The sequence below is a fragment of the Mesorhizobium sp. 131-2-1 genome, from assembly GCF_016756535.1.
Taxonomy (GTDB): domain Bacteria; phylum Pseudomonadota; class Alphaproteobacteria; order Rhizobiales; family Rhizobiaceae; genus Mesorhizobium.
Genome location: NZ_AP023247.1, coordinates 5,876,945 through 5,900,918 on the forward strand (window position 1 = coordinate 5,876,945; position 23,974 = coordinate 5,900,918).

Sequence of the window (23,974 nt, forward strand, 5' to 3'; positions counted from 1 at the left end):
GGGCGGCAATTGGTCAGGGAGAGCGAATATGCGAACAATCGACCTTTTTGCGGCCGGCGCTCTGTGCATTGTGCCTTCCAGCCCGCTGGCAGCCGATGCGGTTTCCGCCGAACGCGGTTTGTATATTTCAATCATCGGCGGCTGCCATTTCTGCCACACGGAAGGATACCGTGAAGCCGATGGGAAAATTGACCCGGAGAAAGCTTTGAAAGGCTCTTCCATTGGCTGGCAGGGTCCATGGGGGACCACCTATGCAGCAAACCTCAGGGACTCGGCGATGGGCTTTAACGAGGACAAATGGGTCGACCACCTCAAGAACAAGGTCAATTTGCCGCCGATGCCCTGGTACCAAGTCCAGGCCATGAGCGACAGCGACTTGCGTTCCATTTATCTCTACATCAAATCACTCGGACCACCCGGCGAGTTGGCCCCGTTTTACCGGGAGCCCGGCAAGGAGCCGAGGACACCTTACGTCACACTAGTGCCACCTCAGACACCGAAGAAGTAACGACCTATTGAAAGCAGGGATGGTTAACCATCATTAGGCCCCGCAGGACTTGGGCCTTCAGTCTTAATTGAGAAAGTTCTAATGTGCCGATAGCTTAGCCAGCGCGGGGGACTTTTACCTAATCCCGCAGTGGCCGGTGCAGTGCGCACCCGCAATCCCAACTGCACCGGCCATCCCTTTCGGATAGGTAGCCCGTGGAGAACTCAATTCCTGACCGTAGCGGGATGGCCAGCCGCTGCCATCTGTCTGTTGAATGCGGCCGCCTCGCCTGCCGTATCGAATGGACGAGGGTTTTTCATCCCTCGCGACACCCATTCCTCAATCCGCCACGCCGGCCTCATGGTGGACGATTGCGTTAAGGATCACCTCATAAACGCTGCCAGTCTCTTTCTCGATCTCGGTGCTGCCGATGCCGAGCGCCTTGGCGTCGGCAAATAGGTTTTGGGTCAATTCAGCGACAGAGATGATGTCAGAGCCGACGGTCTCGGTGACGCTGTTCGAAATCCACTTATGCAGGAAATTGACGCCGCGTGTGCTCATCTCGCCATAAGCCGGAGGGCGGCGTGAGGTCCCGCCTGGACCATCACATTGGAAGAAATCCACGGCTCCGTTGAACAAATGAGAGCCGACTTCGTTCTGTCTGATCCCAGACTAAGGCAGAGGATGATTTTTGGGCAAGCAATTGAACAACAGCGACGCCGACACCCCTTCGACGTTTAGCTATTCTTCATATATGCGTGCTTTCTAATTCTTCATGACAATCGACGTCCTTAGTCGCATTTGGCGCATAACGGCCAGAATGGGCGGTGCCACGACCGCGAACGTTGCCGTTATCTTTGCATTCACCTTGCCTTTCGTTGTTGGTGCCGCCGGCCTCGGTGTCGAGACTTCGCTTTGGTACTATAGTAGCCTGAAGCTGCAGGCGGTGGCCGATGCCGCTGCCTATGCCGGCGCGCTGGAAAAGGTCGCCGGGTCCGACAAGCCGACCATCGTCGCCGCCGCCACCCAGTCGGCAACCTCGAACAACTTTGTTGCGCCGGGCACCATCCAGGTCAATACGCCGCCATTGTCCGGCCCGAACACCGCGAAAAAAGCGGTCGAGGTCATCGTCCAGCAGAATCTGGACCGCTACTTCACGGCAATCTTTAACTCTGCGCCCGTTTCCGAGAAGGCAAGGGCGGTGGCGCTCATCAACGACGCCTCGAAGGCTTGCGTCCTGGCGCTCAACAAGTCCGCCGCCCAGGCTGCGCTCTTTTCCGGCAACACCACCGTCAACCTCACCGGCTGCTCGGTCATGTCGGACTCGGTGGCCGCGGACGCCATCAGGACGCAGGGGTCGGCGACGCTCAAGGCCGACTGCCTGATCACGGTCGGCGGCATGGTGCTGAACAATCCGGTGACCACGACCTGCAAGTCCAACCTCACCAAGGCCCTGCCCGCATCCGATCCTTTCTCCAGCCTGCCGACGCCCACGGGCGGCAACCCATGCAAGAGCGTCAACGGCAACAAAACCACGCAAACGCTCCAGCCTGGAACCTATTGCAGCGGCATGGATCTCAAGGGCAATGTCACCCTGCAGCCCGGCGTCTATGTCGTGCAGGGCGGTATGAAGGTCAACGCCAACGCAGTCGTCGCCGGCAGCGGGGTAACCATCTTCATGGCGGGCAGCAACACCGTCAGCATGAACGGCACCGCAACGGTGACGCTGAGCGCGCCGACCTCCGGCGCCTATTCCGGCGTGCTGTTTTATGGCGACAGGACGGGGAACGCTGCGCAGAGCACATTCAACGGCACGGCGACGTCGCTTTTGACCGGCGCCATCTATTTCCCCAAGCAGCAGGTCAATTACCTCGGCAACTTCTCAGGGAACGGCGGCTGCACCCAGGTCGTCGCCGATACCATCCAGTGGTCCGGCAGCACGACCATCAAACAGAACTGCACCAGCCTTGGGATGAAGGACATTCCGGCGACGCAGTCCGTTCAGCTGGTCGAGTAGCCAACCTAACTCGAATGGGCATGGGACTCCTCGCTTCTTCGGGCTGACAGTTGCCCATCATATTAATCAGCGCTAATATATGCGTTTCCCTGCTCGGAGAGGGGTTCCGACGTGGAGAGGTTCTTCTTGGCAAGCCCGTTGGCTGCGATGCTGATGGTGTCGGCGGGCGAATGCTGGTCCAAGGATAGCGCTCCGAAGAGACTGTCAGAGCTATCAGCGCTCAGATGTATTCCGACATTCTGAGGCGAGCATGCTTGCAAGGTCATCGGTGTCCAAGCAGCCAAATTGAGAGCGGCTTCAAAAGGCACTTCCAGGAAATGAGACTGGCTTTGACGCAGGAAGGAGCCACCATCCTGCCCAATGTGAGTGAGAACGACAGAGCGTGGTCTCTCTCGGAGATCGAATTTGACGCCAAACGGCGGCTTGGTCTCCCAGCCCAATTCGGCTGTTCTGGTGGGTACTGGCTCTACGAAAATCGGGGCTGGTGACCCCGGTGCCGTCGGGCGGCAACGCCACGGCGGCAGTACTGCAACCAGCGGAGGTCTTTCGCATGCGCCCGGCAGCACTGCGGCTTCGACGATCCGTCAAGCGCTGTGGCCCCTGTTGGGCTTTGCTGACTGACATCAAGACATCAATCCAGCGGGCAGGCCCGTTTGCGAGAACGGACTCCTGGGAGTGTCGTCCGATGACGCCAGCCGAGGAAGCCAAGATTTTGGAGTGGTACTATCCACCCTATATGATGTAGGCCCATTCGAAATCCAGAGTCTCGCCAGCTCGCGTTGGTGCTGGCCGCGGCGTCTACCGCCGCCCAAGCGTCTGGCACGCTCCTGCAAGCAGCACTAGCTCTCTTCGCGGAAATCCTGAAGCGACGCGTGACGCAAATCGTCTTCGCCCCGCAGGTGCTTCACACGGCCGATCAGCCCCGGCTTTACCCACTGCGTGGCCGGCCGTTTCATGCCCTTGGGCGGAGGCCCAGCGTGCCCCTGGACGCGTTCCCAGAGGCGTTCTCGCATCTCCCGGTTCAAGGTGATGAAGGCGCTGCCGACATAGCGGCCTGTGCGCCGCTCTGCCATCAGAGCGAAAGCTGGCTTGCCGGCCTCCCGTTCGACACCAAGCAGCTCGTATTCGTCGATCGTGAACGTCTTCGTCTTCAGCCAGGCCGTCGAGCTGCCAGAGCGATATTTGCTGTCCTTGCGTTTCGACACCATCCCTTCGAGCCCGGCTTGGTCGACCAGGTGGAAGATGGCTTTGGCATCGCCCGGTAAGGCCTGGCTGAATTGAATGCGGCCACCTTCCGGGATCATCTCGGCCAGGATCTCGCGACGGTCTTCTAGGGGCATGTCGCGTAGGTCGTGGCCATCTAAGTGGAGGAGATCGAAGGCGACGAAATACAGATCATGCTGCCGACTGGTGATGGCCTTGCGCAGCGCTTTGAAGTCGGACAGGCCGGCATCGTTCAGAACGATGATCTCGCCGTCAATGATGGCGCTCTCGACCTCCAGCTCGGCTGCTGCTTTGGCGAGGTCACGGTATTTCGATGTCCAGTCGAGACCGCGCCTTGTGAAGATGCGCGTGCCTTCGGCATCCCTGACGATCTGAGAGCGGTAGCCATCAAATTTAACCTCATGCAGCCAGCCATCGCCCTCGGGAGGCTTGTCCACGAGGGTAGGCATAAGAGGTTCGATGAACTCCAACCGGCCAACGCCGGCATTCACTCGCTTACGCAAAACTCGGCCCCGATCGGTCCAGCGGCTACGGTGTACAGATGAAAGTTTTACTAAATTAGCAATGATGCATGACGAGTCCTATAAATGGCTCAGCCGGCGGCGCACCCCTCAATAAAGGCCCACCGGTCAGGCCCGGCACTGGCCTACCCCGCCGGGTGCCAAGCCGCCCTTTTCGCTTCCGCATCTGCGTATCCGCCTCTCGTATCGCAAGAGTCGAGGAGCGCGCCGGTTGAATGGGAGTCGCGGATCGCTTCGGCGACAAATCTTTCACCGTGAAAGATTTCCAGACAGGACCAGTGCGGCCCCCGAACGGATGATGGCCCCCGCACATAGCCTTAATTGAAAGACTGCCGATGTGGCTGTAGAATTCTATAAGTGCGGGCGACCCACCACCCGCCGCAGCAGCCGGTGTTGCAAGCCTTACCCCCTTCGATGCAAGGGACCGGCCATTTGCTACCCGTCGTCGACTGCGGATGTACCAGCGACGGCGGAAGCAGCGCCAATTCAAACGTGAAAACCCGCTGCCTATCACATGGCTGGCGGAGGGGACTACGAAAACATAAGCCGCTTGCAATCGCTGACGCAGGCGATCAGACCTGCCCACAAGCGTCAGTGCGGCGCCCTCGCGAAGTGACCGATTGACCGGCTTCGCGCTTCCACTAGCTTAGATCGATGGAGATCAAGTCACCCTCTTCGTCCGGCAGGTTTCTTCAGGGCCTTCGCAACGACGCTATTTGGTTGATCGTCTCCCTGCTTGTGGCTGGCGGTCTGGTCCTCAGCTTCGGCCTTCTGGCAGAAGAAGTTATTGAGGGCGACACAAGCAGTTTCGATCGGGCCGTTCTTATGGCGTTCCGCAGTGCCGGTGACCCCACCAGCCCGATCGGCCCACCTTGGCTAGTGGAAATGGGTCGCGACGTTACGTCTCTCGGGAGCTTCGCCTTCCTGGGCTTCGTGACGGTCGCCTCAGTGGGTTACCTGCTGATCGCAGGAAAGCGGAGATACGCAGTGCTTGTTGCGGCCGCTGTGACTGGTGGAGAGGCGATAAGCACACTCCTCAAAATCGCGTTCGACCGCCCGAGGCCCGATCTTGCGCACACTGCGAGGGTCTTTACTGCAAGCTTCCCGAGCGGACATGCCATGCTTTCCGCCGTCACCTTCCTGACCCTTGGAGCGTTACTGGCCAAGGCGAACCCGATCCCCGCGTCAAAGCGTACTTCGTGTCGATTGCAGTGTTTCTGACGGTTATGGTCGGATTGAGCCGCGTCTATCTCGGCGTCCACTACCCCACCGACGTTCTTGCGGGTTGGTGTGTCGGTTCCGCTTGGGCCATTCTGTGCTGGTCTGCGGTCCAGCGGATTGAACAGAGCCGAGGGAGGTAATCAGTCGCTATGCGGGCTTGTGCCGCCGCATTACACCCCATTCGTGCCAGATCAGAACCATGACGACCGCATCAAACACCGTTAGCACGAGTAGCCCGGGAGAGTGGGTGTAGGAATAGCGATAGACCTGGTAGACCATGAACGCTCCCAATGCGACGAGCGACGCCGGATAGGACCACAGCTTGCCCCGCAGAAGGCCAACAACCAACAGCAGCTTAATGATGCCGTGGCTGAGCAGGTAGAATGCGTAGAACTCCTTGCTGGCGATCGAGAAATGGCTTGCCGCCTGCGACAGATGGCCGGCTATGAAATCGTTCGGATCTTCGATCAATTCCTCCTGGGTGAAGGCATTGACCCACGAGGCAATCGTGTCTGTGGTTACGAGATAAAGCAGGACTCCACCGATACACTCGATCAGGGCGTGAGCACCCTTGAGCCAGACGCTGACTTCAAAAATCTGGTGGATGCGGCGTTCGTCGACTGCTCTCACAAAAATCACCTCGCAAGCGATAACAACGGAAGCAAGGCAGAATGGATGCAATTCTCACCCACTGGATCAACGCCGCTGCCGGGCTTGACCCGGCGCTTGATAAGGCAATGATTGGCATCTCTCAAATCGGCGTTCCGCTCATGGTGCTGGCCGTGGTTCTGCAATGGTGGGTGAAGGTCGACCGCTATCACGTTCGACACGCGGCCTTGTCCGCCGGTCTGGCGTTCTTGATCGGCCTGGCGATCAACCAATTCATTCTTCTGTTCGTGCATCGGATACGACCCTACGATGTCGGCGTGACGCATCTGTTGATAGCCCCCAGCGCCGACTGGTCGTTCCCGTCCGACCACGCGACTGCCAGCTTTGCGATTGTCGCGGCCTTCGCCATGCAGGCGCTGCCGCGCCGCACACAGGCATTCACCGTCATGGCGCTGCTGATCTGCTGGTCGCGGTTGCATATCGGCATCCACTATGTTGGCGACGTGATCGGCGGCGCCTTCACCGGCGTCTTGGGCGCCATTGCCGTGCGACTGGCTTACCGTGAGAATTCCCGCTTGGACTCGCTGGTGACGAGAATATTGTAGCCTAACAAAAAGCCCGCCGACCGAAGCCGGCGGGAGGGTCTACTGTGCCACCAGAGGTACAATCTGGCGAACAATAAACGGCTTGAGCCGGCCTATGTTTCAGCAAATCGCTATAATGTGAAACCCGCCACCTTGACATGGCAGCGGGCCTTTCACAAGGAGACCGGAAGCATGGTGGGGCTATGCCTTCCGGCCGGCATTTCCAATGAGATGCGCCAGTTTTTATTCCGAGGCACTTTAGCAAAATTGAATATTCCAATGAACGGCCTATGATTTGCCAGCCGGCAGATCATTCGATCTGTCCGATTATCGAGGGAGGATGTCATATGCCAACGTTCATAGTCACAGGTTGCTATTCAGCCACGGCAGCGATGGGAATGATTGACAATCCATCGAACCGAGAAAAGGCAGCCCGTGCCATCTTTGAAGCAGCAGGCGGGAAACTGCATACTTTCTACGTGACGACGGGCGAAACTGACTGGCTGGCAATTACGGAATTCGACGACGGTGTTGACCTGCTCCCCGCACTTCTCGTCGTCGGCGCATCGGGAGCGGTATCGAATGTCAAGACCGTGCGAGCATACACGAGCGCGGAATTCAAGGCGGCCCAAGAGAAGGCGGGCAAAATCGCTTCCTCCTACAGATCCCCAGCAAGATAGGCAGACCACTGGTTGAAACATCTCTGGCAGCGGAGGTTCGATCCGCTGCCAGAACCGGCTCCGCTGGTCAGGCCCGGTACAAATCGCGGTCGCCAAAGCACTGGTGCGATAACGCCATGAGGGTGGGGATTCACATTCGCCCGGTTTCGATCTAGAATCTTCGGATGGACACGATCTTTGACGATCTTTCCGCAGCCCTCTTTCAGCCCCGTACGGACGCCCGAAGCCCTGTCCGCATCATTGTCCTCGATCTTGCGGGTAAGCTCGTCACGGGCGTTGCCATCCCTTGTGCGGGGCCGGCCATATTCCACGGCAACCTTATGTAACCTTCAAGTTAATCACCCGCATTACAGCGACCACTGTTCCTTTATTCGTAGCAGCCTCCTTGGTACTACCCTTGCCGCAGCTCCATACGTCCCCTTCCTTGGCCTGGAACTTCATGTCTCCGGCAGTAACCTCCAGCTCACCTTCAGTGACCGTGCAGACCATATCGTCGGCCATGACATCCCCGAGCGGGCTAGTCCCCTTTGGCTGATAGACGACGTCTTCCATGGCGATGGTCTTGTACCCCTTGATATGGGAATCTCGTGTTCCCAGTTCGACGAGCCGAACGCCGGGAAAAATCTCTTTGCCATCGGTCGGACCATAGGCCTTGGCCGCTGCCGGAGTGGGCTTTGGGACCAATAGCGGGGCCGACAGCGAGGCGGCACCAAAGGCGAGAGCATTACGTCGATTCATAACATCCTCCCTAAGTTAGCGCGCCCAAGCGGGCGAACCGGACATTTTACACGCCCGTGCGAAAAAATAGTCAAAACACAATTGGGCAGCGCCGCCCGTTCGCGATTCCGCTCCCGCTGCTGGCCTTCGTAAAGTGAAGTCAGTTACTCCGCTTCCCGGTCTCATAGCTCGGGGTCTCTTTCAAATTTGTCATGCTGCTCATCAGGCCAGGGCGAAACTTCGAAGAAGCTGCTCGCCGCCCAGCACGATGAAGGACAAAACGGTCATCAGCAGGCCTCGGTGGAAGCGCGCCTGCTTGATGGTCCGGACACGCGAGGTTTTCAGCAGTTCGGTGGCCAGCACCGAGGTCCAATCGGACTTCAACGCCTGGTGGACCAGGGCACGGACATCAGAGAAGGAGCCGGGTTCGACATAGTAGACCGGCGCGACGGCAGAAGCCCCCGACACCTTGCCATTGAATTCCTTTTCCGCGCGCATGCGGCTCGGATAAAGCACGTGGCCGAACTGCATGATCGGCATGATCACGATTCCCCAAACGACCGCATAAAACAGCGGCCCGATTGGCGCATGGTTCGGCAAGAGATCGCCGAACCGCAGCACTAGGTTGAGGGCTAAGATGTAGCCCACGCCGACGATCTGGGCCCGCGTGTCGTAGGAGCGCGCCGCCGATTGCGCTTCCTGCAGCGCTGAGAGCAGCATCTTGTCGGCATATTCGCGGGCGGTCTCACCTGATCCGGCGTACATCGTGGCATCCGATCCGAAGTAGCGATGAAGAAGAGAGGAGGACGTTTCCGGCATACCGATCCCCTTCTCAGTGCTGAGGTGCGAGAATGGGCGCGGCAATCGCATCCGGCACGGCCGATGCAGTCGGCGCGTCCTTCTCCCGGATACGATTGACCGCGACAAAGAGGGCCGGGAGGAAGACCAGGGTAAGCACCGTGGCCACGGCGAGCCCGCCGACAATGGCGTAGGCCATCGGCCCCCAGAACACGTCGTGCATTATGGGGATCATGCCAAGGATGGCTGCAGCCGCGGTCAGCATGATCGGCCGGAACCTGTGCGTGGTCGCGTCGATCACCGCCTTCCACGGATCGATGCCGCGCGCCCGCTCATGCTCGATTTGATCGACGAGGATCACGGAGTTGCGGATGATCATGCCTGCAAGTGCGATGATCCCCAGTATGGCGATGAAGCCCATCGGCGTGCTCGTGGTCAGCAGGGCGATCGCGACCCCGATGAGGCCTAGCGGCGCCACGCTGATCACCATCGCCATCCGGCGGAAACTGCCTAGTTGGACGATGAGTACGGTAAGCATCAGCGTGATCATCAGCGGAAACTGGGCCAGTAGCGCGGCGTTGCTTTGGCCGCTCTTCTCGACCGTACCACCGGTCTCAATGAGAGTGCCCGCCGGCATCGACTTGTGCAGCGCCTCAATCGCGCCTGCCAGTTGCTCGTGAACGGAGGCGGGCTGCAGCCCCGGCAGCGGTTCGGCCTGAACCGTGATGGTGGGCAGGCGGCCGCGACGCCAGATGTAACCCTCGTCGAGATCATACTGGAACTCGGCAAGCTCGCGCAGGGGCACCGAGGCGCCTGTCGCGGTAGGAATCTGAAGATTGCGTAAGGCTTCAACGCTTGAGCGCTCGCTGCTCTCGGCCCGGGCAACGACATCGACCAGATAGATTGAGTCGCGAAGCTGAGTGACCGTCGAGCCGCTGATCACGCGGTCGAGTGCCTGCGCGACCTGTTGCGAGCTCAGGCCAGCCTGACGCACGCGATCCTGATTGACCACGATGCGTAATGCCTTGCTCTTCTCCGCCCAGTCGTAGTTGACGTTTCGTACGAGTCCGGATGACCGCAGCACATTTGCGAGTTCCTCCGCGTGCTCCCTGGCCTCCTCGGCCGTCGGCGCGCTCACCCGGTATTGCACCGGCCAGCCTACGGGCGGCCCGAGTTCCAGGCGCGAGATGCGGGCCTTCACGTCCGGAAAGCTGTCGGCAAACAGCGTCTGGAGCCTCACCAGGACGCGGTCGCGCGCCTCAAGGTCCTTCGCGACGACCACGGTCTCCGCCATGAAGTCGTTGTCGAGCTGGACGTCGAGAGGCAGATAGAAGCGGATGGCGCCGCCGCCGACGTAGGAAGAATAGCCGGCGATGTCGGGGTCGCTGGCAAGCCAGTCTTCCAGCCGTTTCGTCTCCGCCTCGGTCGCGGCGATCGAGGCATTCTTCGGCAACGTCATCGTTACGACAAGCTCGGGCCGGTTCGACGCCGGGAAGAACTGCTGCTGCACAAAACCCATGCCGTAGAGAGAGGCACCGAAGGCGGCAAGCGAGGCGGCGATGGTGAGCCAGCGGTGCCGCATGCTGAAACCGAGCAAGCCGATGAAAGCGCGCATGAAGCGGCCGGGCCCATGAGCGTGCGCCTTCATGCGGGAAGGCAGCAAGGAAAGCCCGATTACCGGCGCGAAGATCACAGCCACGAACCAGGACGCAACCAGCGCAACCCCAATGACGGCAAACAGCGAAAACGTATACTGTCCGGTGTTGTTGTCAGCGAAGCCAATCGGCAGGAAGCCGAGGATCGTGATCAGAGTTCCCGATAGCATGGGGAAGGCGGTAGAAGTGTATGCGAAGGTAGCCGCCTTGATTTTTTCCATGCCTTCCTCGATCTTCGAGATCATCATCTCGATAGTGATCATCGCATCATCCACCAGCAGGCCGAGCGCGATGATGAGAGCGCCGAGCGAGATGCGCTGCAAGCTGATGCCCATCGTTTCCATGGCGATAAAGACGATCGCGAGTACCAGCGGTATTGACAGGGCAACCACGAGCCCTGCCCTAAGGCCGAGGCTGAGGAAGCTGACGGCGAGTACAATGACGATCGCCTCGACCAGCGCCTTGGTGAATTCGCCGATGGCCTCGCGCACGACCTCAGGCTGGTCCGATACCAGATTGAGATTAATGCCGATGGGAAGGCGCTGCATCAGGCGCTTGGCCGCATCGTGCAGGCCTTCACCGAATTCGAGGTTGTTGCCGCCCTCGCGCATGTTGACGCCAATGCCGATAGCCGGCTTGCCGTTGACGCGAAACATCTTCGTGGGCGGGTCGCTGTAGCCGCGTTGAACGTTGGCGATGTCAGTGAGTTTGTAGAAGCGGCCATCGATCCAGAGGTTGAGGTTGGCAACATTCTCGGGCGTCAGGAGCGAGCCAGTAACGTCGACAAGCATGTTCTCGTGCGGCGTGTTGATGACGCCAGAGGGCACAACGGCGTTCTGGCGGGCGATCGCCGTCAGCACTTCGTCGAGGTTGAGCTTGAGATTGGCGAGCTTCTGGGGTGAGAAGCTGAGATAGATCTTCTCGTCCTGGTCGCCAAAAATCTCGACCTTGCCGACATCGGACGAACGCAGGAACTCGGTCCGCGCCGTCTCGGCGAAGTCACGCGCCTCTCGCGGCGTGAAGCCGTCGTAGGTGATACCGTAAACGACGCCAAAGACGTCGCCAAACTCGTCGTTGAAGAAGGGGCCGATCACGCCAGGGGGAAGCGTCGCATGAACGTCGCTGACCTTCTTGCGGACCTGGTACCAGATGTCATCGAGGTCGCGCTTGGGCGTCGACTCCTTGAGGTAGACGAAAATCGTTGCCTGGCCGGGTTTGGTGTAGCTCTTGAGGTAATCCAGCTTGGGAGTTTCTTCGAGCTTCTTCTCCAGCCTGTCGGTCACCTGCGTGAGCATATCGGCCGCACTGGCCCCGGGCCAGACCGCCTGGACCACCATGGTTTGCACGGTGAAGTCCGGATCCTCCTGCCGGCCTAGTCGCTCGTAGGCGCTGATGCCACCGATGACGCAGACGAGCATGAGGAATACGACGATGGCCCGGTTGTGGACCGCCCATTCTGAAAGATTAAAGCGTGTCATTACTTCACCTCCGTCTCGGCGTTGACCAACTCACCGTCTGCTAGCGAATTGACGCCGACGGTCACGACCTTCTCTCCTGCCGAAAGCCCGTGGCTGACGACGACGGAGTCCGTATCGAATTGAAGCAGCTGGACGTTCCGGCGCTGAACCTTGCCGTCACCGCCAATCACCCAGACCTGTGGCTTGTCTCCGGACTGCAGCAGAGCGGTCGGGGGTAGTGTGGTGACCTCCTGGCCTCCTTCGCTTTCGACGCGGCCTACGACGACTGCGCCCAGCCGCATCTCTGGCGGCGGCGAAGCCAGCGCCACCTTCACCTGATAGGTGCCGGTCGTGCTGTCGGCCTCGGGCGAAATCTCGCGGATCGTACCGGTGACTGCGATGTCCGGCCGGCCCTGGATTGAAACGTTCACCGCCATGCCGACCTTTGCCCCGGCGATGTCTTCGCCGGCGACAGCGAAGACCGCCTCGCGCGCGTCATTGCGGGAGATCTCGACGACCATCTGGCCCGCGGCCACGACTTGACCAGGGTCCGCCGCCGTTGCCGTCACGATGCCATCGTCGGGTGCAAGCAACTGCGTGTAGCCGAGCTGGTTTTGAGCGATCCGGAGATTGGCTTCCGCAGCCTGGACGGCAGCTCGTGCGCTTTGCAACGACTTCAGCGCCTCATCGTACTGGGAACGGGTGGTAAAGCCCTTGCCGAGCAGAATGCGGAAGCGTTCCTCCTGGGCCACGACCTGGACGAACGTGGCCTTGGCCGCCGTGAGATCGGCCTCCGCGGCGGTCACCTTGTTGCGGTAATCGACGGCACTAAGCTCGGCGAGCTTCTGACCTTTCTTGACGATGGCGCCTATGTCGACATCGCGGGAGATGACGCGGCCGCCGACTTCGAAGCCGACCTCGCTGACATAACGCGACTGGACGCGACCGGCGCCCTGCGCCACCGTGGCGAGCTTGTGAGGCGTCACCACCACTGCCCGCGCCTGCCGCGGTGCCGGAGATGCTGCCTTCTCCTCTTCGGAACAGCCAGCAAGGCAAAGGCTGGCGAGACAGACACAAAGGAATTTGCCGTACGATAGGCGCATGAAAGCCTCCGCTCGAAAGGATCGGGGTTGCAGGGAACTGATGATGAATGAGCCCCGTTTTATCGGCCGGGTTTCGATTTCATATTGAACTTATATGTCAAAACGACGATATCGTCAATATGAGATTCGTACATTTGTGCTATGCAAAAAAGAGGTACGACGTATAGGTGGGGATCGATCTAGGCAAGGACGGAGGCGCGCAATGAGACGCGCGTCTCCGAACCCGCTACTGCATGAACCATCCGTGGCTGACCACCATCGACTGGCCGGTCAGCGCGTTCGATGGGAAGGCCGCGAGGAACAGCGCTGCTTCCGCAACGTCCTGGACGGTCGTGAACTCAGCGTCGACCGTCTCCTTCAGCATCATGGTCTTGACCACGTCCGCCTCGGAGAGTCCAAGCTCGCGAGCCTGTTCGGGGATCTGCTTCTCGACGAGCGGCGTCAGGACAAACCCGGGGCATATCACGTTGGCGCGGACGCCGTGCGCGGCCCCCTCCTTCGCCACAACCTTCGCCAGGCCAACGAGGCCGTGCTTGGCGGTGACGTAAGGAGCCTTGAGCGGCGACGCCTCCTTGGAATGCACGGATCCCATATAGATGATGCAGCCGCAGTTCTGGCTGTACATCTGCCGCAAGGCTGCACGGGTCGTCAGGAAAGCCCCATCGAGGTGGATGGAAAGCAGCTTCCGCCATTTCGCGAATTCGAACTCCACGATCGGCGCCACGATCTGGACGCCGGCGTTGCTGACCAGGATGTCGAGGCGCCCGAAGATTTCGATCGCCTTCGCCATTCCACTTTCCACTTGCTCCTCGCTGCTGACATCCATGCCAACCCCGAGCGCACGCTTGCCCATCGGATCGATCTCGAACGCGGCTTTTTCCGCCGCGGTCTGATCGAGATCCGCGATGACCACCTTTGCACCCTCACGGGCGAAGCTGAGCGCAATCTCCTTGCCGATGCCGCTCGCGGCTCCGGTGATCACCGCCACCTTGTCCAGGAGCCGTCCGCCGGCTCCATCGGCGCGCTTGTTCGATGAGATCTCAGTCTGCAAGTTCATGGATTCTTCCTTTCCGATGGCGAGGCTCGGCTTCTGCGAGATAGTCATGCACGACCTTCCCCAGCGCGAGCGTCAGGTCGGCGACGATGTGTGTGGCCGAGACAATTTCCAGGACCGGCAGCTCGGCGACTGGGGCCAGCGCGTGTGACCAAAGGTTCAGGGCTGCCGGGCCGGTCCAGGCGCCTTTCAGATCGATGTCCTCCAGATGGTATTCGACGAGCTCGCAGATGCGCGGAGTGCCGTCGACGTGCGGGATGATCTTGAGGAGGAAGTTCGGTTGGGCGAGCGAGGCCTTCACGCTCGCGAGGTCGGCGGCTCGGTGCTTGTAGCCCATGGTGCCGGTCGCGACGCGGACCGGTCCGTAGTTGAGCGTGCCAACAAGGGTATCCGTCTCCGTTCGGAGCGTTGGGCTGGCGAGCTTCTTGGGAAAACCCCACAACTCGCGTCCGCCGGCGATCGGCGGATGGTCATCGAGAAACATGCAGTGGGCGTAGCTGCCCTTGCGGCCTCGGAAGGAGACCGGGATGACCTGCCCGCTTTCGGTGTAGTCGCCAAAGCCTGTCGAGTCCGGCATGCGAATGAACTCGAATTTCACGAGCGGCTCGACAACCTGAAGCGGCTCCGGCACCAGGTCGCGCAGCTTCTGCGGATCGGTGCGATATGTGATGATCAGATACTCCCGGTTTCGGAAGCGATATGGCCCGGCCGGAAAGGCCGGGCTTGTCAGTGGCATGGCGAGAGCCTTCGCCCGGACAGTGTCTTGGTGCATATCTGAAATTCCTTTGGGCTGGATCGACCGGTTCGTTTCCGTTCAGGAGAAGCCGGGTCGCCTTCGGGACCGGCAGGGGACGTCAATCGTCTTTGGGCTAACCGCTATTGCAGCCCGTCGATGGCAAGGTCATAGGTGCTGACCCCGTCCAGATTGTCCGGCCGACTCAGTGCCTCAGGATGGCGCAATGTACGAACGGCATCGAAGTAACCGGCCCGCCAATGCTCCTCCATCGACAAGCGTGAGAACTCGTAGTCCTTCGAGTGGTCTTCATACTGTTTTGCGCGGTAGATGAGGTGCACGAGCTTGTAGACCTTATGGTCTGCAATCCCGCCCAGCATTCTTGCCTCTTCGCTAGCAAGCAAGTCGGCCGGCAGCTTCGAAAGCAGGCTGGCGAGAGCGTGCCGGGCGCGCTGGTACTGCTTGAACTGGTCGGTATGGGCGCGCGAGCGGCTCGAATACTGGATGTCCTTTTGCCGCGCCGCGACGTCGGCCAGGTTGCGGGGTATCTCACCGCGCGCGCTCCACAGGTCGACCTGGAAGGCAATCGTGTCTTGCCGCGTCCCGTGCTCGACGACCCATTGCAGCGGCGTGTTGGAAACGAGGCCGCCGTCCCAGTAGAGCTCGCCCTCGATCTCGACCGCAGGGAAGCCGGGCGGAAGCGAGCCACTAGCCATGACGTGCTCGGCCCGGATGGTATGCGTCTCATTGTCGAAGTAGACGAGATTTCCTGTCCGCACGTTCACCGCTCCGACACTGAAAAGCATGCCGCCCGCGTTGATCCGGTCGAAGTCCACAAGCCGCTCCAGAGTGCTCTTGAGGCGGCTGGTGTCGTAGAAGCTTGTACCTTGGAGCGAGCCATCCGAGTGCAGCCAGGGCGCGGGCTGCCGCAGGCTGAAGAAGCCTGGGGCGCCGGCGACGAGCGCGAAGGCTGCATTGAATTGATTGAAGAGTGCGCGCGGCAGATTGCCCTGCGGCGCAAGAGCGTCTGTGGCGGCAGTCCAGTCGAGAAGCGGATTGGCAGTGATCTCGCGCCAGAAGGTCCGCAGCTTCGCAACCCGTTCGGCCGGCTCGTTTCCAGCGATGATCGCGGAGTTGATGGCGCCAATGGAGACGCCGGCAACCCAATCTGGATGAATGTCGGCTTCCGCAAGGGCTTCGTAGACGCCAGCCTGGTAGGCTCCAAGTGCCCCGCCGCCCTGCAGCACCAACGCAATGCATTCGAAAGGGAGACGCCGTTCCGCCACTCGGAAATCCTTCTGGGACTGAACGTTCATCGAATGATTCCTTCTCACCGAGCGTGACCTCGCGGCCCTTCGCCGTCCGCATCGCGACCTTCAATTTTCAATTTGCACCTATATGTCAAAACGACTATATAGTCAATATGAGAATTGCGTAAGGGTGCAATGCAAAAAGGACATGACGCATGGCAAAAGTCGATGTGGCGCGCAGGGCGCAGATAGGGCGCGAGAAGCGGGCACGAACGCGAGCGCAGATTGTGGAAGCAGGCGCGACGCTCCTTGGGGGGCGTACGCACGAGGCGGTTACGGTGGAAGCCGTGGTAGAGGCTGCGGGCATTGCCAAGGGGACCTTCTACTGCCATTTCAAGAGCATCGGAGATCTGGCCGCTGCGGTGGGAGCCGGGCTCAGTCAGAGCTTTGATGAGCTGCTGTCGCCTGCGAGGCTCGAGCGGCGGGATCCGATCGAGCGCCTCTCTTTCGCGTTCATGAAATTCCTGGAGAGAGCGAGCGCGGACACGGACTGGGCTCGTCTTGTTATTCAGAGCTCTCAATCACCCATTGAGTTCGGCCTAGGGGTTCGCGCGAACCTCAAGGCGGACATCGAGGAAGCAATTGCTCAGGGTCGAGTGAGCGTGCGCGACGTTGAGTTGGCAGCCGACATCGCCATTGGAATATGGCTGGAGGTGACGCGCGGAATTATTGCGCGCGGTCCCCGACCCGAAACGACCAGCCAAGCGCTCGACGCAACGCTTCGAGCTCTGGGCCTCGGTCAGCGCTGAACAGGGTTGGATAAAGCATCACGGCCCGACGGATGTTTGATGGACAATGCACCGTCGCAACGTCTCGACTGTGGTGTTAGGGCAGCAGCACGCGCCCCGGCTGTCGTTTCCTGACGTGGTCGACTGCCAAGCCTGCCGCTGCTTCAGCTACTGCTCGAGCGCCCGTCGAAACACGAGGCGCCGGCGGCGCTCTGATGACCGGATATACGCCCAGATCTCGAGTCGCGACGAAAGCACTCAATCTCAACGAACAGATAACTGAGATCGCCGCGTGAGCGTCGGCAGTCCAAGGTCAGGCCCCGCCGCTCCCCGCACCTGGGCGCTGAAACTTCCGTTGCCGAGGCCCAGATGTAGGCAAGCGCGTGAGGACCGACTTCGCCTCCCGGGCATTTAGGCCGATCGCGCGCAAGATGGCGCTTATGGCCCCATCACGATCGAGCGGCGACAACCTGCGCTCCCCAAGCGCGCGCATGAGCTGGAGCATGATCCCAACGACGATTTCCAGGTTGAGGTGCGCGGATGGCCCGCCGTCCGGCAGGTTGTTCGAGAACTGTTGCAGGTCTTGGAAGATTCGGCCTCGGAGGAGTTCGCCACCCTTTGCATCTACCGTCGCCATCCTGGCGACAAGGCTGGCCCAGCGAGGATCATTGAGGGCCTTGTCGATGAATGCGCTGCACCCGAACGCAATCCGAAGGGCAGGATCGTCGAGTGATAGCCTGTCGGACTGCAGCATTTCGTCGAAAGATTGAACCAGTTCCTCCGCGACTGCCGCCGTCAAACCCTCGAGGCCATCGAAATGAACGTAGAACGTACCCTTGGCAACGGCAGCCTCCTTGACCACATCGTCGACTGTTACCGATTCCACGGCCTGTCTGGCGAACAGCGAGTTGGCCGCGGCAACGAGGTCTGCACGGGTTCGCGCGCGCTTTTCACGCCCAATTTCAGCTCGCCGAATAGGATTGATCTTCGCCATCGTTGGTCCTGTCTCTAACAACGGATTGCACAATAGGTCATATTGACCATAGCGTCCATCACAAGCTGGCTTGCCATTGATAGCCCCTCTCGTTACGTCTGGTCTGAGCCCGCCGTCTACACAGATATCTCAGTACGAGATCTGACCATCAACGATCTGTCCCATCGACGTGACAGGCTCACGCTTCAACAACTTGCGTGCCTCGTTGCTGTCTACTGCGGCGGGCCCGGTGTTGCGCAGCAACGGCCGGTCGTCGACGGTCGGTGACGCTACGCGATCCAAGAATTTGGCTTCGCCTGCCGTCACCAATCCGCCTAGGCGCTGCGCCAGCAGCCGAACAATCTCCGGGCTATCGGCATACCCATTGTGCCCGAGTGGATCTCCCGACCCGATTGCGCTCGTGTCGATGACGGTTACTCCGAGTTCTTGAAGAACCGCCATATAGGGCGTGAGATCGGTACCGCCGACACGCGAAATTCCACCCGATAGCAGTCGCGAAAACTCAAGGGCCTTGTCCTGCGTCGACGTGAAGATTGTAAACCGCGGCTTATTTGGCCCCATCTCGACGAATTGACGGCGAAACACGTCGATGTCGATATCCGGAGACGCCAAGACGACATTCCTGACCTTAGCTGGGATCCCGTTTTTACGCATGGCAACGCCGCGTAACGCCTCCACGGCAAGCCACGTCCCCATCGAATGAGCGAGAATGGTGACGTCGTCGACGTCGGGACTCATGGAAGCCTGGAGGATCAAGTCCTCCAGGGCTCGACGCGAGTAGTTCGCGCTCTCCTTGTCGTAAAGATAGTCGAAGACCCTGGCCCGCGAGGGCCAGGCAAAGAGAATAGGCGCAGCGTCGGTTCCTGTGTCGAGAACGATCTGAGCGAAACGAAAGACCGAGTCCGCATAAGAGTTGTTGTAGCCGTGTACAAAAATGAGCACCTGACGCTTTGCATTTCGGTTCTTTCGGAACCAATCAAAGACCTGCCTCTCCGTTGCGACTTTGTCCACCTCTGCCATGGCCAACTCCCGAGAGGGATCAGGAGGACGGTGTGAAGGCCGCTGGACCTTACTGATCTTTCGGTTTCGATCCGGAGGTGTGGTGACAGTGACGCTGTCCAACGAGATCGCCGTCCCGCGCTCTCCTGAATAAAGTTGGTCAGGGTCCGTCGACGGTTTGCGTGTTGTGGCGACCAGCAGGTCAACCCGCGTGGCCTCGCTCGTGGTGACCGCAGGAGGTTGGAGCACGTTTCCCGCTCGGATCGCGCAGCCATTTGCGATCAAGCAAAGGGTCACCAATATCGAAAGCGTCAAGCGAGAGCTTCCGAATTTCCCCGGCTGACGTCGGCAGGCACAGCTTGGCATCGTGGGTCTGACCTATTTCTATACGCGCGCAGCCGGCCGTTTCATCGCCAGGAAACTGTCAATCCCCCTAACCTTGGAAGACCGGTCGTCGACGCCATGCATACAGAATAGTCAAAACGACTATAAAGTCAATATGACCTTATGTTCTGTGTCGAAGAGGGCGCGAGCCGTGCAAACCCGTCGATTCCTGGCGCTTGCATTATCCAGATCTGCGCACCGGGCCGTAGGGCTAATATCTCCGGAAATTGGGCGATTAGAACTGCAGAAGCTGTCAGAAGCTGACAACCCTCAAGGTCCGTATCCGCCCTGTTCAAACCGTGCATGTAAACCATCGACGTCTGCTTATGGGCGCGGACAAGACCGCCGTGATGCTGAAGGGTTTCGGTTGCCGTCAGGCGTACGAAAGCCTTCATGCAGGAACCCGCGGGCAGCAGGCGCGAGCTATGGGGATTTGTGTTTCGAGTGTGCCAGCGCCTGTCGCGAACATCCGCGCGCGATGCTGTCAGGGTGTCGAGGAAGTAGCTTTCCGGCCAAGTCGGGGAGCCTGTCGCGATGACGACGGTGGGGTTTGGGTACCGGGAGACTGGCGCCACAGCGAAGCGCACATGCGTTTCCGTTGACCCGCGCCGGCGTAGCGCGGTCGTGCGAGGAGGCGGTCCATGCCGGGTCATGGGGCGGTCTCCCGGTTCGTCGTCCGTGCGCCCGGCGGTCCGCGCGACTGCCTGCAGTGCTCGAACACCTCGATGACGATCATAGGCCCGCCGCAGCATGGGCACGGCGGGCGGAAGTCGTCCAGTCGAGGTTTCAGCGGGCGTTTTGTTCCGACCTTCTTACCCGCGTTCCATGCGCGGCGATCGGAAGCTGTGGGGTCATAAAGGGAATGTCCCATTTCGTTTCTCCTTCGGCCATGATTGGCCACGGGAACGCCCAGGTACTTGCTCGGTTGGAGTGTGGGGGCCAAGAGCGGAACGACCGCTTCGAGATGGATCTCGTGACAAACTGCCGTTCTGTTGGCAATCCTACGCAGCGTTCCGGATTTTTGTCCCGCAGCTCACGCGGGGACGTAAGCGTCCGACCTCGTCAAATCCCACAGGCGACCTCATCATACATTTGGCAAATAGCGAGGACGAAGGGGACCGGCCATTCGTGGGGTCAACTTCTGGACACCATGCAACAACAGGCCGACGCCTCTTGAACTTCCGTAGAAAGCTAGACAAGTCCTCGTGGCGACACGCAGCCGATCCCGCAATGCGGATCGCGCAATTTCGTTCAAGAGATGTGCGCAGCGTTAACCCAAAAACGTCGCGATTTCGATGTGCGTATCCTGCCCGCACGCCAGCGCCGGTTATGCATCTGGTCCCCTACTCTCTCTCCTAGCGAGGGAAGCCTTTGCAGGACACGGCGATATATTCTTAAGCGCGTATTTTGGGTCGACCATTAGGACCGATCCGTCACCCAACTGTCAGCCGGCCGCGATTCACCCGCCAGAACGGCGATGTCGAGCAGGCAGCGGGGGTGATAACGCGATGTCTTCCGTCTGAAGGGGTCGGCTCCCCTTGTCGGCCAGTCGCTTACGCCTCTGTTCGCGGAAGGCTGTCATGCCATAACGCGTGATGCCATAGAACAACAGGCCAAAGATGAGCCCGAGTGGCACCGCTCCGAACAGCATGGGCTTTAGCACGGGTTCCCACAGTTGCGAAATTGAAAGGGTTTGCAACATCTCACTCAGATGGGCTGGCGAGCCGTGACTTTGCACGTGGTTGCTCAACATGATCTTCCCGGTCTCCCAAGACGCACCCACCACAAGTGGGAAGGTCAGCGGATTGCCAAAGACAAATGTTCCTAGGCCTCCCGCCACCATGTTTCCCGCGGTCAGCCAGCACACAAAGGCAGCAATGGCGAAATGGGATCCTACCGGAAAGAAGGACGCGAAAACGCCAGCCGCTACCCCAGCCGCTACTGCGTGTGGAGTGGCGTTCAGCCGGAGAACGCGCTTTGAAAAATATTGAAGCGATCGCGAGAACGAGCGGCGCGGCCACATATAAGTGCGTAAGCGATCGAAGAGACCATCAGGATTTCGGCGTCTGAAGAGCACTCTCTTGCCCACTTAGTGTGGAGTTGAACCGATCGATGTCGTCTCTTTCAAAAACGCAGCCTTGTGCCGCTTTGTTCCGTATTTGGTGATCAGCCGGGAGACCAATCCGCCATCGGGACACCTGTAATGGTTACCTGGCCAACAGCCTGCGCCGAAGGAAGGTGTTTTTTTTTGCAATGGACATTCGTTTCGATAACGATCTCCGGTCGAGAAAAGACATCTGGCATTCGCCTCAAGAGGCCGTAGCCTCCCTTTTCCACGCATCAAACGCGGCGATGGGCTGCTGCCCCAATTCCTCGAAATCATACCGCAACAGCGCGCGGTACCGAAGCAAGACAAGTGGCCGCTTGATGCCCCGGTCCTGCGCTGCCATCAACTCGAACGCCGGCTTGCACGCCTTACGCTTTACGCCAAGCAGGTCGTATTCGTCGATCGTGTAGCTCTTTGCCTTGAGCCAGGCCGTGGACCGCCCGCTGCGATACTTGCCGTCCTTCCTCTTCGAAACGATGCCCTCCAGGCCGGCCTGCCCCAGATCTCTCATGGTAGCTCCTCCCTGTGCCTTCAACGAATACGCGGTTGACGTTGCTGGAAGCGATAACGGGGGCAGTCCAAGGCGCCGGCTGTTCCTGTAAGTATGGCTGAAGCTTCAGCCGTGAGATAAGATAGCGGCTCGGAGGGGCGCGGGTTCGGTTAATGTCCGATGCTGGCATAATTTCGATCGACTTCAAAGGAAGGGCGCTCGGCGTCGGGCTAGTCGTCCTCTCCACAATCGCCATCGCCATTGTCCCAAGCCTCGCCAAGCTCGCCTATGAGGGCGGCAGCAATACGCTCAGCGTTATCACCGGTCGAAGCATCTTTTCAGTCCTGATCACGTTCGTGCTGCTGTTACGCGCCAGCCGTTGACGATACCGCGCCGGCCGATGTGGATCGCCTTAGGGATGGGCGTGGCCTATGCCGTCATGCTCTACGCTATCTGGGGGCAGTGAACTATCTGCCGGTCAGCCTGTGATCTTGATCTACTTCATTCATCCGGTGCTTGTCGGGTTCATCGTGGTGGTGCTCGGTCAGGAGAAGCTGACAATCATGTCCATCGGCGCGCTCGTCGCCGCGCTGGTGGGCCTTTACCTAGCGATCGGCCTATCCTTCGAAAGGTTGAGCGGCATTGGACTGGCCCTCGCCGTGTTGGCAATGGCGGTGACGGCGATCATCGTTGTTTGCGGCGCGCGCGCTATGGCAGAAGCAAAAGCCATCTCGGTCGGCTTCTACATGATGTTGTCGGCGGCAGCCACGCTCACGGTGATCTTTGCGCTCTTTGGGACACTGGCCTTGCCCACGACGATGCTCGCATGGACCGGCTTTGTCGGCGTCGCCATCGCCTCCACGGTGGGAACGCTCGCATTTATCTCAGGCATGGCCTACGTCGGCGCGGCGCGCGCCCCAATGATCAGCAACCTTTGAGCCGGTCCTTGGCGTCCTTTTTGCCATAGCTGTGCTAGGCGAAAGCGTCTCGCTCCTTCAAGGCATCGGCATCGCGGTCGTGATCGCAGCGATCTTTGCGATGGAAATTCGTCGTTAGTCACCCGGGCGTCCGCGCGGTAACCAGTACTGCCCTGAGAGTGTCCCGGTTGGCGACGGTCACGACGGCCCGGAACTTGCCAATGCCTACCAATGGCGGCAATCTCAGGTCAACAAGCCAGTCATCGGGTAGCTGCTGACTAGGATCGCCGGCAGCGCTTGCGGCAAGTGGTGTGACAATGAAAGTCGATGGTCGTTGTCTGTGTGGCTACCTCAGCTATGAGGCTGAGGTAAATGCCACCTTAGTCGAGATCTGTAATTGCACGGATTGCCAAACTCTCTCCGGCTCTGCGTTCCGGGTGACTGTGCCGGTAGTCGATCGAATGTTCAAATTTTTATCGGGCGAACCAAAGACATACGTGAAAATTGCCGCAAGCGGAAACCGTCGCGTTTTAGCGTTCTGCCCGGAATGCGGAACTTCGGTCTATTCGAGACCGGAGGATGGCAAAGACGGCTTCTTCGGGCTCCGGGTTGGCTCATTGCGTCAACGAGCCGACCTCATCCCAAGAGCTCAATGCTGGCGCGGATCGGCGCAAACTTGGATCGATAACATTGCCCATTTGCGCGCGTTCGATGGAGATGTCCCTAAATAGCCAATCCGGCGACAGAGATCCATGGTGCAACCTCCTCCGCCCAAGGGCTGGAACAGAATGGCGACTGGGAAATTTTAAATCCGTCCTATGGCGTGTTCAACAGGATTCAAAGCTGGGCGCGCGTGCTGTTAGTGGGCCGCGCCAGGTCGGCCCGAACTCCACCTTTTAGCTGCATCCTTCGGTCATTTGGTTGAGTTACGTTTGTATTAGCTGCCGCGTATGTATTTCAAAGCCGGCGAACGCACCAAGCCACCCGTGCGCCTTGCCGGTCAGGCTCGGCACTTGCTGGCCTACCCCGCCACATGCCGAGCCGCCCCCTACCGCAGCGACGGAACGGTTACATTTTCCGGCTGCCGATAGCTTTGTACTCAAACACAGTAGGTAAACGGCTGGGACGAGACCTCTCGGTGGTGTCAGTGACCCGGATCCACTCGGCTTCACCGTTCCGGAGCGT

Annotated in this window: 24 protein-coding genes and 1 pseudogene; 10 read left to right on the plus strand and 15 right to left on the minus strand. The window is 59.7% G+C overall.

What is annotated here, in order from left to right; translation table 11 throughout:
• Positions 1–28 precede the first annotated feature (28 nt).
• Positions 29–508, plus strand: coding sequence for a hypothetical protein (locus tag JG743_RS28445; protein WP_202295289.1), 480 nt, complete (start codon positions 29–31; stop codon positions 506–508).
• Positions 509–826: 318 nt separating this feature from the next.
• On the opposite strand, the gene JG743_RS28450 is transcribed toward JG743_RS28445, so the two are convergent.
• Positions 827–1,111 (minus strand): DUF768 domain-containing protein, encoded by a 285-nt coding sequence (locus JG743_RS28450; RefSeq protein ID WP_342215682.1) that lies wholly within the window; start codon positions 1,109–1,111, stop codon positions 827–829.
• A 196-nt stretch (positions 1,112–1,307) separates the two neighbouring features.
• Between JG743_RS28450 and JG743_RS28455 the strand changes: the two genes are divergently transcribed.
• Positions 1,308–2,504 carry a pilus assembly protein TadG-related protein gene (locus tag JG743_RS28455; protein WP_202295292.1) on the plus strand — a complete coding sequence of 399 codons (1,197 nt, stop codon included), beginning with the start codon at positions 1,308–1,310 and terminating at the stop codon, positions 2,502–2,504.
• A gap of 839 nt (positions 2,505–3,343) precedes the next feature.
• Here JG743_RS28455 and JG743_RS28460 read toward each other — a convergent pair.
• Positions 3,344–4,177: an ATP-dependent DNA ligase gene (locus tag JG743_RS28460; protein ID WP_202303060.1), complete on the minus strand. Its 834-nt coding sequence runs from the start codon at positions 4,175–4,177 to the stop codon at positions 3,344–3,346.
• Between the two features lie 726 nt (positions 4,178–4,903).
• Here JG743_RS28460 and JG743_RS34615 point away from each other — a divergent pair.
• Both JG743_RS34615 and JG743_RS34620 read left to right on the plus strand, forming a co-directional pair.
• Positions 4,904–5,470, plus strand: a complete 567-nt coding sequence (locus tag JG743_RS34615) for a phosphatase PAP2 family protein (RefSeq protein WP_274608505.1) — start codon at positions 4,904–4,906, stop codon at positions 5,468–5,470.
• 5 nt (positions 5,471–5,475) lie between these two features.
• Positions 5,476–5,610, plus strand: a complete 135-nt coding sequence (locus tag JG743_RS34620; RefSeq protein ID WP_274608550.1) for a phosphatase PAP2 family protein — start codon at positions 5,476–5,478, stop codon at positions 5,608–5,610.
• Positions 5,611–5,617: 7 nt separating this feature from the next.
• On the opposite strand, the gene JG743_RS28470 is transcribed toward JG743_RS34620, so the two are convergent.
• Positions 5,618–6,100, minus strand: coding sequence for a DUF2127 domain-containing protein (locus JG743_RS28470; protein WP_202295295.1), 483 nt, complete (start codon positions 6,098–6,100; stop codon positions 5,618–5,620).
• Positions 6,101–6,141: 41 nt separating this feature from the next.
• Here JG743_RS28470 and JG743_RS28475 point away from each other — a divergent pair, with 41 nt between their 5' ends.
• Positions 6,142–6,684, plus strand: a complete 543-nt coding sequence (locus tag JG743_RS28475) for a phosphatase PAP2 family protein (protein WP_202295298.1) — start codon at positions 6,142–6,144, stop codon at positions 6,682–6,684.
• A gap of 326 nt (positions 6,685–7,010) precedes the next feature.
• Positions 7,011–7,343, plus strand: coding sequence for a GYD domain-containing protein (locus JG743_RS28480; protein WP_202295300.1), 333 nt, complete (start codon positions 7,011–7,013; stop codon positions 7,341–7,343).
• A 318-nt stretch (positions 7,344–7,661) separates the two neighbouring features.
• Here the strand turns inward: JG743_RS28480 and JG743_RS28485 are convergent, their stop codons facing one another.
• The 7 genes from JG743_RS28485 to JG743_RS28515 form a co-directional block, all read right to left on the minus strand.
• A complete protein-coding gene (locus JG743_RS28485; protein ID WP_202295303.1) occupies positions 7,662–8,081 on the minus strand; it encodes a hypothetical protein in 420 nt (139 codons plus the stop codon).
• A gap of 201 nt (positions 8,082–8,282) precedes the next feature.
• Positions 8,283–8,879 carry a hypothetical protein gene (locus JG743_RS28490; RefSeq protein WP_244672947.1) on the minus strand — a complete coding sequence of 199 codons (597 nt, stop codon included), beginning with the start codon at positions 8,877–8,879 and terminating at the stop codon, positions 8,283–8,285.
• A 13-nt stretch (positions 8,880–8,892) separates the two neighbouring features.
• The gene (locus tag JG743_RS28495) at positions 8,893–11,991 is read right to left on the minus strand and encodes an efflux RND transporter permease subunit (RefSeq protein WP_202295306.1); all 3,099 of its coding nucleotides are present in this window, start codon (positions 11,989–11,991) and stop codon (positions 8,893–8,895) included.
• Entirely contained in the window at positions 11,991–13,073 is a 1,083-nt protein-coding gene (locus JG743_RS28500; RefSeq protein WP_202295309.1) for an efflux RND transporter periplasmic adaptor subunit, read from the minus strand. The genes JG743_RS28495 and JG743_RS28500 overlap by 1 nt, the downstream gene beginning before the upstream one ends.
• Before the next feature lie 226 nt (positions 13,074–13,299).
• Positions 13,300–14,130 (minus strand): 3-hydroxybutyrate dehydrogenase, encoded by an 831-nt coding sequence (locus JG743_RS28505; protein WP_202295312.1) that lies wholly within the window; start codon positions 14,128–14,130, stop codon positions 13,300–13,302.
• A complete protein-coding gene (locus JG743_RS28510; protein ID WP_202295315.1) occupies positions 14,114–14,899 on the minus strand; it encodes an acetoacetate decarboxylase in 786 nt (261 codons plus the stop codon). Before JG743_RS28510 ends, JG743_RS28505 begins: the two co-directional genes overlap by 17 nt.
• A gap of 104 nt (positions 14,900–15,003) precedes the next feature.
• Complete coding sequence (locus tag JG743_RS28515; protein WP_202295318.1) at positions 15,004–16,176, minus strand: patatin-like phospholipase family protein; 1,173 nt, start codon at positions 16,174–16,176, stop codon at positions 15,004–15,006.
• A 149-nt stretch (positions 16,177–16,325) separates the two neighbouring features.
• On the opposite strand from JG743_RS28515, the gene JG743_RS28520 reads away from it, so the two are divergent.
• Positions 16,326–16,919 carry a TetR/AcrR family transcriptional regulator gene (locus JG743_RS28520; RefSeq protein ID WP_202295321.1) on the plus strand — a complete coding sequence of 198 codons (594 nt, stop codon included), beginning with the start codon at positions 16,326–16,328 and terminating at the stop codon, positions 16,917–16,919.
• A gap of 292 nt (positions 16,920–17,211) precedes the next feature.
• Here the strand turns inward: JG743_RS28520 and JG743_RS28525 are convergent, their stop codons facing one another.
• The 5 genes and pseudogenes from JG743_RS28525 to JG743_RS34300 all read right to left on the minus strand — a co-directional run bounded on the left by JG743_RS28525 (position 17,212) and on the right by JG743_RS34300 (position 21,893).
• A complete protein-coding gene (locus tag JG743_RS28525; RefSeq protein WP_202295324.1) occupies positions 17,212–17,892 on the minus strand; it encodes a TetR/AcrR family transcriptional regulator in 681 nt (226 codons plus the stop codon).
• A 129-nt stretch (positions 17,893–18,021) separates the two neighbouring features.
• Positions 18,022–18,912, minus strand: a complete 891-nt coding sequence (locus JG743_RS28530; protein ID WP_244672949.1) for an alpha/beta hydrolase — start codon at positions 18,910–18,912, stop codon at positions 18,022–18,024.
• A 1,012-nt stretch (positions 18,913–19,924) separates the two neighbouring features.
• Positions 19,925–20,050 (minus strand): annotated as a pseudogene (locus JG743_RS34805) (IS91 family transposase); the annotation flags it as partial.
• 684 nt (positions 20,051–20,734) lie between these two features.
• On the minus strand, positions 20,735–21,298 hold the full coding sequence (locus JG743_RS28535; protein WP_446720920.1) for a DUF2062 domain-containing protein: 564 nt from the start codon (positions 21,296–21,298) through the stop codon (positions 20,735–20,737).
• A 286-nt stretch (positions 21,299–21,584) separates the two neighbouring features.
• On the minus strand, positions 21,585–21,893 hold the full coding sequence (locus tag JG743_RS34300) for a hypothetical protein (RefSeq protein WP_244672950.1): 309 nt from the start codon (positions 21,891–21,893) through the stop codon (positions 21,585–21,587).
• A 152-nt stretch (positions 21,894–22,045) separates the two neighbouring features.
• Between JG743_RS34300 and JG743_RS28545 the strand changes: the two genes are divergently transcribed.
• From JG743_RS28545 to JG743_RS34810, 3 genes are all read left to right on the plus strand, one after another.
• Positions 22,046–22,255, plus strand: coding sequence for a hypothetical protein (locus JG743_RS28545; protein WP_202295333.1), 210 nt, complete (start codon positions 22,046–22,048; stop codon positions 22,253–22,255).
• A gap of 108 nt (positions 22,256–22,363) precedes the next feature.
• Entirely contained in the window at positions 22,364–22,810 is a 447-nt protein-coding gene (locus JG743_RS28550) for a hypothetical protein (protein WP_202295336.1), read from the plus strand.
• 296 nt (positions 22,811–23,106) lie between these two features.
• Positions 23,107–23,520, plus strand: a complete 414-nt coding sequence (locus JG743_RS34810; protein ID WP_202295339.1) for a GFA family protein — start codon at positions 23,107–23,109, stop codon at positions 23,518–23,520.
• Positions 23,521–23,974 lie beyond the last annotated feature (454 nt).

Coding starts and splice junctions, on each gene's coding strand:
- JG743_RS28445 (WP_202295289.1), top strand. CDS start 29: ATGCGAACAATCGACCTTTTTGCGGCCGGCGCTCTGTGCATTGTGCCT.
- JG743_RS28455 (WP_202295292.1), top strand. CDS start 1,308: ATGGGCGGTGCCACGACCGCGAACGTTGCCGTTATCTTTGCATTCACC.
- JG743_RS28460 (WP_202303060.1), bottom strand. CDS start 4,177: ATGCCTACCCTCGTGGACAAGCCTCCCGAGGGCGATGGCTGGCTGCAT.
- JG743_RS34615 (WP_274608505.1), top strand. CDS start 4,904: ATGGAGATCAAGTCACCCTCTTCGTCCGGCAGGTTTCTTCAGGGCCTT.
- JG743_RS34620 (WP_274608550.1), top strand. CDS start 5,476: ATGGTCGGATTGAGCCGCGTCTATCTCGGCGTCCACTACCCCACCGAC.
- JG743_RS28475 (WP_202295298.1), top strand. CDS start 6,142: ATGGATGCAATTCTCACCCACTGGATCAACGCCGCTGCCGGGCTTGAC.
- JG743_RS28480 (WP_202295300.1), top strand. CDS start 7,011: ATGCCAACGTTCATAGTCACAGGTTGCTATTCAGCCACGGCAGCGATG.
- JG743_RS28485 (WP_202295303.1), bottom strand. CDS start 8,081: ATGAATCGACGTAATGCTCTCGCCTTTGGTGCCGCCTCGCTGTCGGCC.
- JG743_RS28490 (WP_244672947.1), bottom strand. CDS start 8,879: ATGCCGGAAACGTCCTCCTCTCTTCTTCATCGCTACTTCGGATCGGAT.
- JG743_RS28495 (WP_202295306.1), bottom strand. CDS start 11,991: ATGACACGCTTTAATCTTTCAGAATGGGCGGTCCACAACCGGGCCATC.
- JG743_RS28500 (WP_202295309.1), bottom strand. CDS start 13,073: ATGCGCCTATCGTACGGCAAATTCCTTTGTGTCTGTCTCGCCAGCCTT.
- JG743_RS28505 (WP_202295312.1), bottom strand. CDS start 14,130: ATGAACTTGCAGACTGAGATCTCATCGAACAAGCGCGCCGATGGAGCC.
- JG743_RS28510 (WP_202295315.1), bottom strand. CDS start 14,899: ATGCACCAAGACACTGTCCGGGCGAAGGCTCTCGCCATGCCACTGACA.
- JG743_RS28515 (WP_202295318.1), bottom strand. CDS start 16,176: ATGAACGTTCAGTCCCAGAAGGATTTCCGAGTGGCGGAACGGCGTCTC.
- JG743_RS28520 (WP_202295321.1), top strand. CDS start 16,326: ATGGCAAAAGTCGATGTGGCGCGCAGGGCGCAGATAGGGCGCGAGAAG.
- JG743_RS28525 (WP_202295324.1), bottom strand. CDS start 17,892: ATGGCGAAGATCAATCCTATTCGGCGAGCTGAAATTGGGCGTGAAAAG.
- JG743_RS28530 (WP_244672949.1), bottom strand. CDS start 18,912: ATGGCAGAGGTGGACAAAGTCGCAACGGAGAGGCAGGTCTTTGATTGG.
- JG743_RS28535 (WP_446720920.1), bottom strand. CDS start 21,298: ATGTGGCCGCGCCGCTCGTTCTCGCGATCGCTTCAATATTTTTCAAAG.
- JG743_RS34300 (WP_244672950.1), bottom strand. CDS start 21,893: ATGAGAGATCTGGGGCAGGCCGGCCTGGAGGGCATCGTTTCGAAGAGG.
- JG743_RS28545 (WP_202295333.1), top strand. CDS start 22,046: ATGTCCGATGCTGGCATAATTTCGATCGACTTCAAAGGAAGGGCGCTC.
- JG743_RS34810 (WP_202295339.1), top strand. CDS start 23,107: ATGAAAGTCGATGGTCGTTGTCTGTGTGGCTACCTCAGCTATGAGGCT.